A 15,393-nucleotide genomic window follows, 5' to 3' on the forward strand; every position below is an offset into this window, starting at 1 on the left:
GCCGGTGGCCGAAGCTGCGCCCTGGTAGCCGGTGGCCGAAGCTGCGCCCTGGTCGCCGGTGGCCGAAGCTGCGCCCTGGTAGCCGGTGGGCTCTGCTCGGGCGAACGTGTATTCAACAGCCGCCTTCACCAGATCACCCAGACTCAGCTCTGCCTTGATCGTGATGTGGCGGCTCGCGACCTTGGTGTCGTCGCCGTGGCGGCTGAGGTCGCCCGACTGCTCGACCAGCGCGAAGCGATTGCCAGCCGGCGGGTAGTAATCGAAGACATTGAGGGGGTGCTCGCAGGCATGAAAGCCGCCTTTGCACGCGCCCACGGGGCCGCTGTGCTCGTAGGACTTGCCGACTTCGTACTGAAAATCGCGGCACTTCCAACCGGGCCCAAAGCCCTTGTACGCAGTGATGGGGGCCTCAACCGCCTCTGCGGCTTTGGGTTTGGTCTTGGTGATTGCCACTTCTTCGCTCCAGGTATTGCCCGGGTATCGGGCTGTTGGGAGCGAATTTACCTGAGGGTATGCCTTACCGTCAATACCTGCGGGTAGGTTTATTTTTGTGGGGTATACCCTGAGGCCGGCAGAGGGCGTGAAAAAGCCCGCTCGCGGCGGGCTGTCCTGGGGTGAGAGTCAGGTTACTTTTTGAGTTGGAACGCCTGGGCTGTGCCATTTGTGATTGCCCAGCAGTTTTGCAGCAGGCCGGTGGCCTTTTCGATCTTCACGGAGGCGATGCCGTCTGCCCCCCTGGCATAGGCTGCAATTCTGAGGTCGAGCAGCAGCTCGGTGTCGGTGGGCGGAGCTTGAAGGGTGTTGCGGTGGCATCGCGATGCGTCCACCTGGCCAAGCATCGTCGCCCCCTGCGGCGGCTGCGGGTAGACCTGCACAGCTTGCGTGGCCTCACGCTGGTCCTTCAGGCTCAAATAGGTCATGTCCGTGCCAACTCTCATGTTGGCGGAGTTGCTGGCACAACCGGTAATGGCCGCGAGCAGAGCGGCGAGGGCAATGGTCGATCGCATGGTTTCCCTGGAAATTAAAGACCGCCAATACCGCTGCGGTGCACGACGCGGCCAATCACGCGGACGTGACCGGAGTAATCTGGGCCCAGCTCGATGGCGTCGAACGAGGCGTTGTCGCTCTTGATGCGCAGGCCCCCACCGGGCAGGCGGAAAAGCCGCTTGACGCGCTCACCGCCGTCGTACCAGAGAGCGTAGACACGGCCATCGATCACGTCTGTCTGAGAGGTGTCGACGAGCAGGCTGTCCCCGTCATGGATAGTCGGCTCCATGCTCTCCCCGCTCGCGCGCATCGCCGCCAGCTTCCCCGGCTTGAGCCGCTGCTGGCGGATCCACTCCGTGCGAAAAGCCTGGGGGTTTTCCTTCACCAGTTCGATCTCGACTTGGTCGTGACCGTTGCCAGCCGACAGGTGCACATCCAAGCGCGGCACCATCACGAACTCCCCCGGGGGCAGGTCGTTGGGGTGTTCCCAGGCGAGGATCGGCTCCATGCCGTAGGCGGTCGGCGGCTGTTCCATGAACGACAGATCCAAGCTTTCGACCATGTCGAGTCGTGAGTCTTCGTGATCTCTGGCAATGCTGAAGAGCACTGGAGGAAGCGAGTCTGTGGTTCGAACACGCTGGCGGGTGTCGATCCTCGTTTGGAGCTGGGGGTTGTCGATCCTCATTTTGAATTTGACCGCGGCGGCACCCTCGTCGGTCAATGCTGGCGAAGACAGCGACCAGAAGCTGAGCGGCAACGGGAACGCTTTGAGCACGGCCTGCATGATTTCAAGCCCGATGCCTTTTCTCCCAGCCTTGCCAGCAGGGTAGAACAAACGATTTACATAGGTCGCATCCTTTTCGATGCGCCGCGCGAGGTCGGCAGCGTTGCCTCCGCACAGCTTGTCGCGGACTTCCATGAGCAGCAACTGCTCATTGGTGTAGGGGGCTTCGGTATCCATTAGGGTTTCCATTGTGTACCTCCGGGTACCTCTTGACGATTGACCCTCAGGTATTGCCTTTGGGGCTACCTTCAGGTATTGTTGGTGCCAACCATGGACTTCCGCACCTTCTTTCGCCACCTGACCCCCGACCAGCGCGAGGCCTTCGCGCAGAAGGTTCAGACCACCGTCGGGTACTGCCACCAACTCGCCTACGGCGAGAAGCGGCTCGAGCTCGGCCTGGCCGACGCGATCGTTGCCGTGGCTCCGGCCTTCGGCTGCGTCATCACGTTGGCCGAGCTCGAACTCACTGATCGCGCCAAGGCGCACAACGAGATTCGTCGGGGTAGCGGTGTGGTTGATGAGGTCCATGGGTCTGGAGTGTCAACGAGCACACCTGAAACGACCTGAAAGAAAACGAAATCGGCCTTTCAGCACCTGCAAGGCCCTGAAATCTGGAGAAAGACATGAGCGAAAAAACCCCTTCCGAGCGTGCCCAGCAAGCACAAACACTGGTGCTGCAGCGACTGGCCGCGACCACCCAGGCGTCCGTCGCCGTAGCGATGGGCAACAGCGAAGCCACCGTCAACCGGATCAAGACCGAACGCCTGGAGGACGTGCTGCTGCTGATGGCGCACCTAGGCCTGAAGGTGGTGCCGGCCGAGTTCAAGTGCGTTGACCCCGAGGCCTACGCCTTCCTCACAAAGACACACGAGCGCGTCATGCGCGTGAGCCCGCAGCTTATCTGGGATGTCGACGCATGAGCGCGCGGGAACTGCCATTCGAAGGGTGCGGATCGCGCCCTTTTTTTGACCTCCACGGGGCCGGAAATGTGTTGCCCACCATCGCACGAGCCAATGCCGCCGGTCTCGCGAGCTTCCAAGAAGACGAGTTGATCGTTGACAACTTCGCGGGCGGCGGTGGTGCCAGCGAGGGGCTCGAACAGGCCTTTGGCCGGCCGGTGGACATCGCCATCAACCACGACCCCGAAGCGCTGGCGATGCACGCGCTCAACCACCCATATACGGTGCACCTCTGCGAGAGCGTGTGGACGGTGCACCCTTTGAAAGTAACGCACGGTCGGTCGGTGGGCTTGCTGTGGCTGTCCCCCGACTGCAAGCACTTCTCCAAAGCCAAAGGCGGAACGCCGGTAGCCAAGCACATCCGGGGCTTGGCCTGGGTAGGTCTGCGCTGGGTTGCGCTCACAAAGCCCCGCGTGTTCATCTTAGAAAACGTGGAGGAGTTCCAAACCTGGGGGCCGCTGCTGGTCGATTCCGAAGGCAACGCCCGCCCGGACCCCGCCAAGAAGGGCAAGACGTTCGAGAGCTTTGTGCGCCAGCTCAGGGCACACGGCTACGAAGTCGAGTGGCGCGAACTTCGCGCATGCGACCACGACACACCGACGATCCGCAAGCGCCTGTTCTTGATCGCTCGGCGCGATGGAGTGCCGATCACCTGGCCCGAGGCCACGAACGGTGATCCGACCGCCCCCGCCGTTCGGGCTGGCAAGCTGGCGCCCTTCCGCACCGCAGCCGAGTGTATTGATTGGAGCATCGAAGGGACCAGCGTCTTCGGGCGCAAGAAACCGCTTGCGGTCAACACTCAGCGCCGCGTCGCCAAGGGCCTCTGGCGCCACGTGCTCACCAGCGCCAGCCCCTTCATCGTGGGGGTGGGTGGTCGCATGGGGCAGAGCCCGGCACGCAGCGTGCACCAACCCGCTCAGACTCTCACCGCGAAGGCGGATTCCTGCGTCGCGCAGCCGGTGCTCACGCCCTTCCTTACCGAGCACGCGAACGCCAGCAACCAGCGCACCATGGCCGCAGACCAGCCCCTGCGCACACAGCTCGCTCAGGTCAAGGGTGGCCACTTCTCCATGGTTGCGCCCACGCTGACTCCTTTGCGCGGCACGAGCGAAGCGCACCTGGGAGGTCAGCACGTCGAGACGCCTGCAGGCACCGTGTCGGCGGGCGGCACTCACCACGGTCTCACGTCGGCGCACCTGGTCACGATCGGCTACGGCGAGCGCCCGGGCCAGGAAGCGCGCACGCAATCCGTCCCGCAGCCGCTGGGCACCGCCGTCGCGGGAGGCATCAAGCAGGGTGTTGTCGTGGCCCACCTAGTGGACATGGGCCACGGCGAAGGGCCGGCCGGGGGAAAGCGGTTCAGCCACGGCGTGCGCAGCCTGGAGCAGCCCCTCAACGCGATCACTGCCAGCGGCGGCACCAGTGCGCTCGTGGCGGCGTGTCTGGAGCAGGCCAACGGTGGTTTCTACGATGGCGACGGCCGGGCCGCTGACTGGCCTACCAGCACCATCACCTCCAGCGGGTCGCAGCAGCGCCTCGTCGCCGCGTATTGCGTGAAGTATTACAGCAGCGGCGGCCAGTGGCAGGGGCTCGCCGAGCCGATGCACACGCTCCCCACGAAGGGCCGCATGGGCTTGGTGGAGGTGCTGCAAGTTCCTGCCGACTGCCTCGCGCCAGAGCATCGCGAGCGCGCACGTCAGTGCGCCGAGCTGCTGCACACCCATCTCCCTGAGCATTTCCCCGAGCCCGCCGAGTTGGTGCTCATGGCGTGGGACGGCCAGTGGTGGGTGCTGGTCGACATCACGTTGCGCATGCTCCGGCCGCCGGAGTTGTTCCGTGCCCAGGGATTCCCCAAGCACTACGTGATCAACGAGATCCCGGACCCGGCGCTGCTGTTCATCGACGGGCGCCAAGCCGCCGACCCCCGCACGCTGCCTCGCATTCCGCTCAGCGCGACCGCACAGGTGCGCATGGTCGGCAACAGCGTCTGCCCGCCCCTGGCGAAAGCCTTGGCCCTTGCCAACTTCCCCGCTATGCCTGTGAGCATGGCCCTCGCAGCATGAGCGAGATTCCTTCTGCCATTCATGAGTTGATCGCGCGCGGCGCGCTCTTCGTCGTAAATCACAGCGGCGGCAAGGACAGCCAAGCGATGTATCTGCTGTTGCGCGACTTGGTCCCCCGCGAACAGTTGGTGATCGTGCATGCCGACCTTGGCGCCGTCGAGTGGGCAGGCGCGATCGGTCACATCCTGGCCACCACTGACGGCGAGCGCTTCTTCACCTGCCATGCACGTCGCACGCTACTGCAGATGATCGAGGAGCGCGGCATGTTTCCGTCACCCGAGCAGCGCCAATGCACCAGCGACCTGAAGCGGGGACCAATAGAACGCACCATCCGCGGCATCACCCGAGAGCGCCAAGCACTGGGGATCAAAGCCTGGGGCCTGGTGGTCAATTGCATGGGTATGCGCGCCCAGGAGTCGCCCAAGCGCAAGAAGTTGACGCCCTTGAAGTTCAGTGCTCGCAACAGCAAGGCGGGACGCGAGTGGCACGAGTGGCTTCCGATCCACGCCATGTTGGAGACGGAGGTGTTTGAAAACATCAAGGCAGCCGGCCAGAAGCCCCACCCGGTCTATGCCTTGGGCATGCGACGCTTCAGCTGCGTGTTCTGCATCATGGCCAGTGAAGAGGATCTGAAGACCGCGGCGCGCCTCGCCACCGAACACCCCGAGCTGCTAAACGACCCACACCTCTACCGCAAGTACGTCGGTTTGGAACGCAGCACTGGCCAGGTCATGCTGATGCCCACCAAGAAAAACGGTCGTCGCAGTCTGGAAGAAGTGACGGGGGTGGCTGCATGACCGCAGTCTCAACCATCACGCCGCACCTCGCGACGCTGGAGTGCCCCGCAGTCTTGCGGGCGCTGCCTGGCTGGCTGGTGTGGCGCTACGAGCAGGTTGCGGGTGAAGAGAAGCCGCGCAAGGTGCCCTACTACACCGCTGGGGGCAAGCGCCACGGCGTGCAGGGTCGGCCCGAAGACCGGCAGCAACTCACCAGCTTCGACGCCGCACGCTCGGCGGCCATCCGGCGCGGCTTGGACGGCGTCGGCTTCTGCCCCATGCCTGAGTGGGGCGTCGTGGCCCTGGACTTCGACGGCGCGCTGCTCGACGGCGGCCTGCACCCCGACGTGGAACGCTTGGTCGCGGGCACCTACGCCGAGTGGTCGCCCTCTGGTCAGGGCGTGCGCGCCTTCATGCGCGGGGAGATCGGCAACCGCAAGGACCATCGCCGCATCCCCTTCGGTTTCGAGACCTTCAGCTCCAAAGGCTTCGTCACCTTCACCGGCAACGCGCTGCCCATCACCGAGCTGACAGACTCGACCAACACGGTGGCCGACATCACGCCCGACGTGCTTGAGCTCTGCACCGTGCGCTTCGGCCGCGCCACACCCGACGCAGATCTGGGCGGCCCCACAGCCGTCGAGCCGCTGGGCTTGACCCCGGAGCAGCTGCGCGAGGCCCTGGACGTGCTGGACCCCTCCATGGGGCACGACCCATGGCTGAAGGTCGGCATGGCCCTGCACCACGAAACCAGCGGCGAGGGGTTTGAACTCTGGGACGAATGGTCAAGCCGTGGACACCAGTACCCCGGCCGCGACGCGCTGATGCCGCGCTGGGATTCGTTCGGTCGGGGCGGCCAGAGGCCCACCACCGCGCATCTGCTGGTGCGCATGGCCAACGACCAGGGCGCGCACATCGACATCGCGCAGCTCGAATCGGCCGACGACTTCGACGTGATCACGCCCACCACACCTGCGCAGCCGACCAGCGACAAACCCTCGCGCTTCAAGGTGGTGCCTGCGGGTGAGTTCGCCAGCGGCAAGCCTCCGACGTGGCTGGTCAAGGACGTGCTGCCCGCCGCCGATCTGATGCTGCTGATCGGCGAGTCGCAGGCCGGCAAGTCCTTCGTCGCCCTGGACCTCGCTGCGGCGGTAGCGCGTGGCGTGGAATGGCGCGGCAAGCGCGTGCGGCAGGGTCGGGTGGTGTACATCGCCGCCGAGGGCGCTGCGGGCGTGCGCAACCGCCTGAAGGCATACGCCAGCGTCAACGACCTGGACCTCCTGACCCTGAACATCGGCGTTATCCCGGCGGCCCCGAACCTGCTGATGCGCGAGGACGCGCTCGAGGTGTGCCGCGAGATCATCGCGGCCGGCGGTGCTGACCTGGTGATCATCGACACCTTCGCCCAGGTCACGCCTGGCGCGAACGAGAACGCGGCTGAAGACATGGGCAAGGCCTTGGCCAACTGCCGCGGCTTCAACGTGGCGCTGCGCTGCCCGGTGCTGCTCGTCCACCACATGGGCAAGGACGCCAGTCGGGGCGCTCGGGGCTGGTCAGGCCTCAAGGCAGCCGCCGACGCCGAGCTGGAGGTGCTGCGCATGCCCACGGGTCGGATGCTTCGCGTCAGCAAGCAGAAGGACGGCGAGGACGGACTGTCGTGGGGCTTCGATCTCGACCAGGTGCCGGTCGGCCAGGACGAAGACGGCGAGGTGATCACCTCCTGCGTGGTGCGCGAGGCCGCGCTGCCGGCGGTCCAGCAGGTGCGTGAGTTCGGCCGACGCATGGGCAAGTGGGAGGCCTTCGTGGTGGCCGCGATCAACGAGATCGCGCAGTCCCAAACCGCCGGCATCGAACTCTCGGCGGTCATCGATGCCGCCGTGGCGCTGGGTCCCAAGCCCGAAGAAGGCAAGCGGGACACCCGCAAACAGCACGCGAAACGCGCGTTGCAGGCCCTGTGTGACGAGCCGGACTCACCCTACTTCGTTGAAGACGGCTGTTTGAGCCTTGGCTAAACGTGCAAAGGAATACGAACATGCAAAAAGCTACGCGCAATTTTCTGCAAACAGGGATGCACCAAGTGCACCACGACTGCACCACGGTGCAAAAGGTGCACGGTGCAATCTGCACCACGCTTGCACCAAACCGCACCACACCCCCCGTAGGGGGGTGGTGCTGTGGTGCAGCGGTGCAGGGGCTTGGTGCGGTGAAGCGAAAACCGGAACGCGTAAAAGATCGCAGACAAACGAATCTGCAAAATTATGCGGATGGCCGATGCACCAACCGATGGCCGCACCGCACCGTGCACCACAGCGACGGTGCAAGTTTCGACAGGGCAACGTGCGCACACGGGAGCCGAGCATGGTGAAACGCAAACGCCCTGTCCGCTACGTCGGCGTCAACGACCGCGGCTATGCCATCGGCGAGTCGCATGCCCGGGCCAAGCTCAGCGATGCCGACATCGAGACGATCCTCTGGCTGCGCGAGCAGGGGCTCAGCTACGGCCAGATCGCGCGCAAGTTCGACGATGGGGTGTCCGTGAGCAAGAGCCAGGTACGGCGGATCTGCAGCGGCGACCAGCGTGCGCAAGTGCCGACCGACTGGAAGTTGCGTGGCCTGCACCAGCTCGAGGAGGATCTGCGGGCCTGAGGGGCCGTGCCCTTGAGCCGGGGTGCGCGGCCTAGAGTCGCCGCATGTCCATCAACCACGCCATCGACTGGAAGCCCGCATTCCTCGCCGCTCTGCGCGAGGTGCCCGTTGTGCTCCACGGGTGCGAGGCCGCGGGTGTGGCGCGCACCACGGCGTACCGTGCCCGAGAAACGGACTCCGCTTTTGCAGAAGCGTGGGACGACGCGATGGAAGCCGGCATCGACCGCGCCGAGAAGGAGGCGATGCGCCGCGCGGTCGTCGGCTTCGAGGAACCCGTGATCGACAAAGGCCTGCTCGCGTATCGCATGGAGCGGCACGTGGGCGAGGACGGTGCTGTCAAGTACCAGCCCGTGCTCGACGCCAACGGCCAACCCGTGCCGCTCACGGTGCGCAAGCACAGCGACCAGCTCCTAGCGCTGGTGCTCAAGGGTCGTCGCAAGTCCGTGTACGCCGAGCGGATCGAGCAGACGGGCGCCAACGGCGGGCCCATCGAGATCGACCCGACAAAGCGCGCCGCGCGAGTGGCCGCTCTGCTCGCCCTGGCTCAGCGCCGTGCCAGCGGTGAGGATGCCTGTGACCTCTGCTGATGACGCCCGACCAGGTGCGCGCCGCGCTGCCCTACCTCACGCCGGAGGAGCGTGAAGAGCTCGACCAACTGCTGATCGCTGACATGGCCGAGCGGCCCTGGGTGTCGCTGCCAGGGCCGCAGTCCATGGCTTTCCACGCGCTGGCAGACATCACCGGCTACGGTGGTGCGGCGGGCGGTGGCAAGACCGATCTCGCCGCGGGCCTGGTGACCACCGAGCACCGTCGGTCGCTCGTGGTGCGGCGCGAGAAAGCGCAGACCGAGGGCTTTGTCCAGCGAGTCACCGAGATCCTCGGCACCACCGACGGCTACAACTCGCAGAAGGGCGCGTGGAAGCTGCCCGACGACCGTCTGCTCGAACTCGCCGGCCTGGACAACCCGGGCGATGAGCGTCGCTGGCAAGGGCGTCCGCACGACCTAAAGGTCTTCGACGAGGTCACCGAGATGCGCGAGCAGCAGGTGCGCTTCGTCATGGGCTGGAACCGCACCGACAGGCAGGGCCAGCGCACCCGCGTGCTGATGACATTCAACCCGCCCACCACGGCGGACGGGCGTTGGGTGATCGACTTCTTTGGCCCATGGCTGGACAAGAAACACCCGCTGTTCCCCACGGCGCCCGGCGTCCTGCGCTACGCGGCCATGCTGCCCGACGGCAACGGTGGTTCGCGCGACACCTGGCTCGACTCGGATGGCGACCCGCTCACCGGCGCGCCGTTCGTGCTCATCAGCGGACGCGTGGTCTACGACTTCAACCCACTCGACCACAGCCCCGAGGAAATCATCGAGCCCAAGTCGCGCACCTTCATCCCGGCCCGCGTGACCGACAACCCGTACTACATGAGCAGCGGCTACATGTCCACGCTGCAGGCCATGCCCGAACCCCTGCGCTCGCAGATGCTGTTCGGTGACTTCAACGCCGGCATCGAGGACGACCCGTGGCAGGTGATCCCCACGGCCTGGGTCGAGGCGGCGCAAGCCCGTTGGAAGAAGCGCAGTCCCAAGGGCGAGCAGATGTCGCTGGGCGTTGACGTGGCGCGCGGCGGCAAGGACAACACCACACTCGCACCGCGTTACAAGCACAAGGACTGCCCGCTCTACTTCGACGAGCTGGAGGTGCACCCCGGCAGCAGCACGCCCAACGGCTCGAAGGTCGCGGGCCTGGTGGTGGCCGCCCACCGCCACAAAGCACCGATCCACCTCGACGTCATCGGCGTGGGTGCGAGCCCCTACGACAAGCTCAAGGAGGCAGAGCAGCCGGTCTATGGCGTCAACGTGTCGGAGAAGTCGCACAAGGCAGACAAGTCGGGCCGGCTTCGGTTCTTCAACCTGCGCAGCCAGCTCTGGTGGGACATGCGCGAGGTGCTGGACCCGGACAACGACACAGGCGTCGAGTTGCCACCCAACCCCGAACTGCTGAAGGAGTTGTGCGCGCCGCGGTGGGAGCTCTCGGGCTTGACCATCAGGGTCGAGGGCCGCGAGGACATCGTCGCGCGCGTGGGCCGCAGCCCGGACCGGGCCAGCGCGGTGGTGCTCGCGAACATGGACACGCCCAAGATAGGCCAGGTGCAGCGCGCAAGCGGACGCGAGTCGGTCCTTGACTACGACCCCTACGCCCGCATGTGAGCGTGCCCATATCGCAGGGGTGCGGTCCTAGAGTCCCCGACGTACACCGCCGTCGTGCACTTCCAGGAATACGCCCATGTGCAGCAGCCCAGACATCCCCGCCCCCGTAGCCGTCGCCCCACCGCCCGACACCCAGGCCGAGAAGTCGGCCGACATCAACGCCACGCGTCGCAAGAAGGACCAGGCCGCCTCTGGCATCGCGGGCGGCACGCTGCTGACTGGTCCCTCCGGGGTTGCAAGCACCAACATCACCACGGGTGGTGGCTCGCTGCTCGGCGGCTGATCGACGTGAACGACAACTCCCAGCCCCTGAACCCGCGACAGCGAAAGCTCACGCGCAAGAACGCGCTGTGGACCGAACGCTCGTCGTGGGATTCCCACTGGCGAGAGATCAGCAAGTACCAGCAACCTCGCCTGGGCAGGTTCTTCACCACCGACCGCAACCAGGGGCAACGGCGCAACCAGCACATCGTTGACAACACCGCGCTCTTCGGCTCGCGCACCCTCGCCGCCGGGATGATGTCCGGCATGACCTCCCCGGCCCGGCCGTGGTTCAAGATGGCCCTGGCCGATTCCGACCTGATGGAGTTTGGCCCTGTCAAGACGTGGTTGCACCGGGTCAACAGCCTCATGCTCGCCGTCTTTGCGTCGAGCAACACCTACCGCGCGCTGCACTCCTGTTACGAGGAGTTGGGCCTTTTCGGCACGTGGGCCGATTTCGTTATGGACGACTTCGACAACGTCGTGCACCACTACCCCATGACCATCGGGGAGTACGCGATCGCCACCGATGAGAAGGGAAACGTTGACACCCTGTGCCGCGGCTTCCAGATGACCGTGGCCCAGATCGTGAAGAAGTTCGGCAAGGAGAACTGCAGCCACACCGTGCAAAACATGTTCACCAGCAACAAGCTTGATGCCTGGGTGGACGTGGTGCACATGGTCGAGCCGCGCACCGAACGCGATCCCGGGCGCGCCGACAGCCGCAACATGCCGTTTTCGTCGTGCTACATGGAGCCGGGCAGCGACTCCTGGGACCAGTTCCTGCGCGAATCGGGCTTCGACCGCTTCCCCGCGCTTTGCCCGCGCTGGGCGGTCACGGGCAACGACATCTACGGCCAGAGCCCCGGCATGGATGTGCTGGGCGACGTGAAGCAGCTCCAGCAGGAGCAACTGCGCAAGGGCCAGGCCATCGACTACAAGGTCAACCCGCCGCTGCAGGTGCCGAGTCAGTACAAGGGCGCCGCGACCGACCGCCTGCCCGGAGGCATTTTCTTTGTGGACTCCATGGGCGCCAGCGCAGGAGTGCGCTCTGCCTACGAGGTCAACCTCGACCTGAGCCACCTGCTCGAAGACATCAACGACGTGCGCGGCCGTATCCGCGAGGGCTACTACGCAGACCTCTTCCTGATGCTGGCCAACGACACCCGGTCCGGCACCACGGCCACCGAGATCGCTGAGCGACACGAGGAGAAGCTCCTCATGCTGGGCCCCGTGCTGGAACGACTGCACAACGAGCTGCTGTCGCCCCTGGTCGATATGACGTTCGAGCGCATTTCGCGCGCCGGGCTACTGACTGGCCCGCGCGAGCCACCGCCCGAGCTGCAGGGCATGGCCCTGAAGATCGAATTTGTGTCGGTGCTCGCCCAGGCGCAGCGCGCTGTAGCTGCCGGTGGCGTTGACCGTCTGCTGGGGACCGTCTCCTCCATCGCGGCTGTCAAGCCTGAAGTGCTCGACAAGATCGACTTTGACCAGGTGGTCGACGACTACGCGGAAATGTTCGGTGTCAATCCCGAGATCGTGATCCCCGACGAGAGAGTCGCCGAGATCCGCGCCCAGCGCGCGCAGCAGATGGCCGCACAGCAGGCCGCCGCCGCTGCGCCATCCATGGTCGACGCTGCGCAGACCGCCAGCGAGATCGACGTGGACAACATGCGCAACGTCATGGAAGGCCTGCAGGGGTACGGCACTGCGCCTGCCATGTGAGGTCGTGCCCATATCTCACTCGCTGCCCCAAAGAATGCGCTCCATGTTCAACACCGTGCGCGAGTTCTTCGGGATGGATGACGAGGAGGCAGTAGAGCAAGCCCCCACGCCGCCCGAAGTGCTGGATCTGCAATGGGTGATGTCGGACAAGCGAGGCCGTCGACACGTTTGGCGCCAGTTGGAGCTGGCGGGTGTGTACCGCCTCTCTTACACCGGCGACGAAGGAACGATTTTTAACGAGGGGCAGCGCAACATGGGGTTGCGTCTGCTGGGCGACATCACAACGCACTGCCCCGAACAGTACATCGAGATGCTCAAGGAGCAAAGCCAGTGAGCGACGCAACCACCGCAAGCCCGACCGCCGCCCCCGCCGCTGCACCAGCAGCCGCGCCTGCTGCGGCTCCCGCTACACCCCCTGCACCTGCTGCTGCTGCTGCTGCTGCTGCTGCTGCTGCTGCTGCTGCACCGGCCCCCGCCGCATCCACGACCGACGAAACGCAGACTGCGGGCGCGTCGGGCAAGGAAGGCGAGGGCAAGCCAGGCGACGAAGGCAAGACCGCCGAACCGACGTACGAATACCAGATGCCCGAGGGCTTGGTACTCGATGCGGCGGCCGCGGACTCGCTGACGGCCTTCGCGAAGGAGCACGGCCTCAAGCCTGAAGTTGCTCAGAAGGTCGCCGACATCGGCGCCCAGATGATCCAGCGCCAGGTCGAGAAGCACGCAGAGGTTGTTGCCGGCTGGATCAACGAAGTGAAGTCAGACAAGGAAATCGGGGGCGACAAGCTCAACGAGTCCCTTGCCCACGCCAAGCAGGCGATGGACTTCATCGGAGATCCCGCGCTGAAGGAACTGCTCGACAACTCCGGCTACGGGAACCACCCGGTGCTGGTCCGAGCGTTCGTGAAGATCGGCAAGCAGCTCGCTCCGGACAAGGTGGAGAACGGGCGGCAGACGCCCAACACCGCTCCGGCAGCCCGGATGTATTCCGCCTCCAACATGAACCCCTGACAAGGAAACCACACCATGCGCTCCCTACTCCTGAACCGCACTTTCCAGATGGTGCTCTTCGCCGCGACGCTCGCCGTTTGCGTGCTGACGGGCGCCGTTGATGCACAGGCCGCGTCGCTCGTCTCGCTGGCCGGCGTCACCCTGTCCGCCACCCACCCGACTCTACTGGACCTGACCAGTCGCCTCGACAAGGAAGGCAACGTCGTCCCCGTGATCGAGATGCTGTCCCAGACCAACGAAGTGCTGGACGATGCCGTCTGGATCGAAGGCAACGAGCTGACGGGCCACACCACCAGCGTGCGCACCGGTATCCCCGAGCCCACCTGGCGCAAGCTGTACGGCGGTGTGCAGCCGTCCAAGAGCACCAGCGTGAAGGTCCGCGAAGGCCTGGGCATGCTGGAGAACTACGCCGAGATCGACAAGTCCCTGGCCGACCTCAACGGCAACAGCGCCGCATGGCGCCTGTCCGAAGAGCGTGCATTTATTGAGGGCTTCAACCAGAAGCTCTCGCGCTACATGTTCTACGGCAACGAAGCTTTGGAACCCGAAGGCTTCACCGGCCTGGCTCCGCGCTTCAACGATCAGGCGGCCGTCAACGGCGAGAACATTCTCACCTCGGCGGCCACGCCCGACGCCAACGACAACACGTCGCTGTGGGTGGTGGTGTGGGGCCCGAACACGGCTCACATGATCTACCCCAAGGGTTCGCAAGCTGGCTTGCAGATCACCGACAAGGGTCAGGTCACCATCGAGAACGTGGACGGCGCTGGCGGCCGCATGGAAGCCTATCGCACCCACTACAAGTGGGACTGCGGCATGGTGGTGCGCGACTGGCGCTACGTGGTGCGCGTCAACTTCGACCTGGAGGACATCGTCGCAAACGGTGCCACCGGTCCGGTGCTGCGTGACATGCTGGCCAAAGCCATGCGCCGCATCCCCAACCTGAGCATGGGCCGCCCGGCCATCTACATGAACCGCGACGCGCTCGACGCGTTCGACCTGCAGATGAACCGCGATCCCCTGCTCCAGTTCAAGACGCAGGAAGAGGCGCAAGGCAAGTTCGTCACCCGCTTCCGCGGTGTGCCGATCCGCCGCGTCGATCAGCTGCTGTCCACCGAAGCGGGCATCTAAGCGCCCATCACCTGAAAGGAAACGACATCATGTTGATGGACGAACGCAACGAATTCGCGGACGCCACCGCGTTGAACACCGGCGCCGCCGGCTCCTACCTGGTGGGCGATGTCATCGACCCCGCCAGCATCGCGCCGAACGTGACCGTGGATCTGGTCGGCAGCGAGTTGTTCCTGGTCATCCAGGTTGACACCTTGCCCACCTCCGCGGGCGCGGCCACCGCTGCCTTCAGCCTGGCGTCCGACGCCCAGGCCGCAATCGCGGTGGACGGCAGCCAGACCGAGCACTTCCGTACCAAGGCTTTCTCCATCGCGGAGATGGCCGCCGGCGCGATGCTGGCGTGCGTGAAGCTGCCCCGCGGCAACTACGAACGCTACCTCGGCGTGGTGCAAACCACGGCGGTGGCAGCCTTCACCGGCGGCAAGATCAACGCGTTCCTGACGGCCGATCCGGCCATCTGGAAGGCTTACGCCGACAACGTCTGAGGATGCCCACCATGTCTGACGCAAAACCTGCATTGAAGGTCGGCGACACGGTGGAACTTGTGGCCGTGGCCCAAGGCTTCCGCAACGGAAGGTTGGTCAACCCCGGCGCGGTGTTCCCGTACACCGTGCCCGCCGGGAAAGACAAGCAGCCGCGGTTGCCGAAGTGGACCCAGCTCGCTGATCAGGCAGCCCCACGCAAGGTGGACCGCCGCAACGGCGACCTGAAACCCGTTGACGCTCAAGCCGCAGTGCGCAAGAAAGCGAGCGAGCTCACCGGCGAACAGCAGCCTGACGCGGCCGGCGGAAACCTCGCCTGAAAAGCAGCAACCCGTGATCAGAAAGGCCGCCATCGTGCG

At 65.2% G+C, this 15,393-nt stretch carries 17 protein-coding genes and 1 pseudogene; 15 read left to right on the forward strand and 3 right to left on the reverse strand.

What is annotated here, in order from left to right; translation table 11 throughout:
* The 3 genes and pseudogenes from IV113_RS24590 to IV113_RS24600 all read right to left on the reverse strand — a co-directional run.
* Positions 1 to 453, reverse strand: a pseudogene (locus IV113_RS24590) (hypothetical protein); the annotation flags it as partial.
* A 173-nt stretch (positions 454 to 626) separates the two neighbouring features.
* Positions 627 to 1,007, reverse strand: coding sequence for a hypothetical protein (locus tag IV113_RS24595; RefSeq protein ID WP_291090837.1), 381 nt, complete (start codon positions 1,005 to 1,007; stop codon positions 627 to 629).
* 14 nt (positions 1,008 to 1,021) lie between these two features.
* Positions 1,022 to 1,948 carry a helix-turn-helix transcriptional regulator gene (locus IV113_RS24600; RefSeq protein WP_291090839.1) on the reverse strand — a complete coding sequence of 309 codons (927 nt, stop codon included), beginning with the start codon at positions 1,946 to 1,948 and terminating at the stop codon, positions 1,022 to 1,024.
* A 93-nt stretch (positions 1,949 to 2,041) separates the two neighbouring features.
* Between IV113_RS24600 and IV113_RS24605 the strand changes: the two genes are divergently transcribed.
* The 15 genes from IV113_RS24605 to IV113_RS24675 all read left to right on the forward strand — a co-directional run bounded on the left by IV113_RS24605 (position 2,042) and on the right by IV113_RS24675 (position 15,354).
* Positions 2,042 to 2,338, forward strand: coding sequence for a hypothetical protein (locus tag IV113_RS24605; protein WP_291090841.1), 297 nt, complete (start codon positions 2,042 to 2,044; stop codon positions 2,336 to 2,338).
* Positions 2,339 to 2,394: 56 nt separating this feature from the next.
* Entirely contained in the window at positions 2,395 to 2,691 is a 297-nt protein-coding gene (locus IV113_RS24610) for a CII family transcriptional regulator (RefSeq protein WP_291090843.1), read from the forward strand.
* Positions 2,692 to 2,762: 71 nt separating this feature from the next.
* Positions 2,763 to 4,793: a DNA cytosine methyltransferase gene (locus tag IV113_RS24615; RefSeq protein WP_291090845.1), complete on the forward strand. Its 2,031-nt coding sequence runs from the start codon at positions 2,763 to 2,765 to the stop codon at positions 4,791 to 4,793.
* Positions 4,790 to 5,590: a phosphoadenosine phosphosulfate reductase family protein gene (locus IV113_RS24620; RefSeq protein ID WP_291090847.1), complete on the forward strand. Its 801-nt coding sequence runs from the start codon at positions 4,790 to 4,792 to the stop codon at positions 5,588 to 5,590. The genes IV113_RS24615 and IV113_RS24620 overlap by 4 nt, the downstream gene beginning before the upstream one ends.
* On the forward strand, positions 5,587 to 7,581 hold the full coding sequence (locus IV113_RS24625) for an AAA family ATPase (RefSeq protein WP_291090849.1): 1,995 nt from the start codon (positions 5,587 to 5,589) through the stop codon (positions 7,579 to 7,581). Before IV113_RS24620 ends, IV113_RS24625 begins: the two co-directional genes overlap by 4 nt.
* A gap of 346 nt (positions 7,582 to 7,927) precedes the next feature.
* Positions 7,928 to 8,215: a hypothetical protein gene (locus IV113_RS24630; RefSeq protein WP_291090851.1), complete on the forward strand. Its 288-nt coding sequence runs from the start codon at positions 7,928 to 7,930 to the stop codon at positions 8,213 to 8,215.
* Positions 8,216 to 8,259: 44 nt separating this feature from the next.
* Positions 8,260 to 8,802: a terminase gene (locus IV113_RS24635; RefSeq protein ID WP_291090853.1), complete on the forward strand. Its 543-nt coding sequence runs from the start codon at positions 8,260 to 8,262 to the stop codon at positions 8,800 to 8,802.
* The gene (locus tag IV113_RS24640) at positions 8,802 to 10,424 is read left to right on the forward strand and encodes a terminase (protein WP_291090854.1); all 1,623 of its coding nucleotides are present in this window, start codon (positions 8,802 to 8,804) and stop codon (positions 10,422 to 10,424) included. The genes IV113_RS24635 and IV113_RS24640 overlap by 1 nt, the downstream gene beginning before the upstream one ends.
* 76 nt (positions 10,425 to 10,500) lie before the next feature.
* Positions 10,501 to 10,707, forward strand: coding sequence for a hypothetical protein (locus IV113_RS24645; protein WP_291090856.1), 207 nt, complete (start codon positions 10,501 to 10,503; stop codon positions 10,705 to 10,707).
* 5 nt (positions 10,708 to 10,712) lie between these two features.
* Positions 10,713 to 12,410 carry a portal protein gene (locus IV113_RS24650; protein WP_291090858.1) on the forward strand — a complete coding sequence of 566 codons (1,698 nt, stop codon included), beginning with the start codon at positions 10,713 to 10,715 and terminating at the stop codon, positions 12,408 to 12,410.
* 43 nt (positions 12,411 to 12,453) lie between these two features.
* Entirely contained in the window at positions 12,454 to 12,744 is a 291-nt protein-coding gene (locus tag IV113_RS24655; RefSeq protein WP_291090859.1) for a hypothetical protein, read from the forward strand.
* Entirely contained in the window at positions 12,741 to 13,421 is a 681-nt protein-coding gene (locus tag IV113_RS24660) for a hypothetical protein (protein ID WP_291090860.1), read from the forward strand. The genes IV113_RS24655 and IV113_RS24660 overlap by 4 nt, the downstream gene beginning before the upstream one ends.
* Positions 13,422 to 13,436: 15 nt before the next feature.
* The gene (locus IV113_RS24665; protein WP_291090862.1) at positions 13,437 to 14,552 is read left to right on the forward strand and encodes a major capsid protein; all 1,116 of its coding nucleotides are present in this window, start codon (positions 13,437 to 13,439) and stop codon (positions 14,550 to 14,552) included.
* Between the two features lie 29 nt (positions 14,553 to 14,581).
* Entirely contained in the window at positions 14,582 to 15,037 is a 456-nt protein-coding gene (locus IV113_RS24670; protein ID WP_291090864.1) for a Bbp16 family capsid cement protein, read from the forward strand.
* Between the two features lie 11 nt (positions 15,038 to 15,048).
* Positions 15,049 to 15,354 carry a hypothetical protein gene (locus IV113_RS24675; RefSeq protein ID WP_291090866.1) on the forward strand — a complete coding sequence of 102 codons (306 nt, stop codon included), beginning with the start codon at positions 15,049 to 15,051 and terminating at the stop codon, positions 15,352 to 15,354.
* Positions 15,355 to 15,393: the final 39 nt, after the last annotated feature.

This window comes from Hydrogenophaga sp. (assembly GCF_018780385.1).
Classification (GTDB): domain Bacteria; phylum Pseudomonadota; class Gammaproteobacteria; order Burkholderiales; family Burkholderiaceae_C; genus Hydrogenophaga.

Bases quoted from the DNA above. Each gene is read 5' to 3' on its own strand.
- IV113_RS24595 (WP_291090837.1), bottom strand. From the start codon at position 1,007: ATGCGATCGACCATTGCCCTCGCCGCTCTGCTCGCGGCCATTACCGGT.
- IV113_RS24600 (WP_291090839.1), bottom strand. From the start codon at position 1,948: ATGGATACCGAAGCCCCCTACACCAATGAGCAGTTGCTGCTCATGGAA.
- IV113_RS24605 (WP_291090841.1), top strand. From the start codon at position 2,042: ATGGACTTCCGCACCTTCTTTCGCCACCTGACCCCCGACCAGCGCGAG.
- IV113_RS24610 (WP_291090843.1), top strand. From the start codon at position 2,395: ATGAGCGAAAAAACCCCTTCCGAGCGTGCCCAGCAAGCACAAACACTG.
- IV113_RS24620 (WP_291090847.1), top strand. From the start codon at position 4,790: ATGAGCGAGATTCCTTCTGCCATTCATGAGTTGATCGCGCGCGGCGCG.
- IV113_RS24625 (WP_291090849.1), top strand. From the start codon at position 5,587: ATGACCGCAGTCTCAACCATCACGCCGCACCTCGCGACGCTGGAGTGC.
- IV113_RS24630 (WP_291090851.1), top strand. From the start codon at position 7,928: ATGGTGAAACGCAAACGCCCTGTCCGCTACGTCGGCGTCAACGACCGC.
- IV113_RS24635 (WP_291090853.1), top strand. From the start codon at position 8,260: ATGTCCATCAACCACGCCATCGACTGGAAGCCCGCATTCCTCGCCGCT.
- IV113_RS24640 (WP_291090854.1), top strand. From the start codon at position 8,802: ATGACGCCCGACCAGGTGCGCGCCGCGCTGCCCTACCTCACGCCGGAG.
- IV113_RS24645 (WP_291090856.1), top strand. From the start codon at position 10,501: ATGTGCAGCAGCCCAGACATCCCCGCCCCCGTAGCCGTCGCCCCACCG.
- IV113_RS24655 (WP_291090859.1), top strand. From the start codon at position 12,454: ATGTTCAACACCGTGCGCGAGTTCTTCGGGATGGATGACGAGGAGGCA.
- IV113_RS24665 (WP_291090862.1), top strand. From the start codon at position 13,437: ATGCGCTCCCTACTCCTGAACCGCACTTTCCAGATGGTGCTCTTCGCC.
- IV113_RS24670 (WP_291090864.1), top strand. From the start codon at position 14,582: ATGTTGATGGACGAACGCAACGAATTCGCGGACGCCACCGCGTTGAAC.
- IV113_RS24675 (WP_291090866.1), top strand. From the start codon at position 15,049: ATGTCTGACGCAAAACCTGCATTGAAGGTCGGCGACACGGTGGAACTT.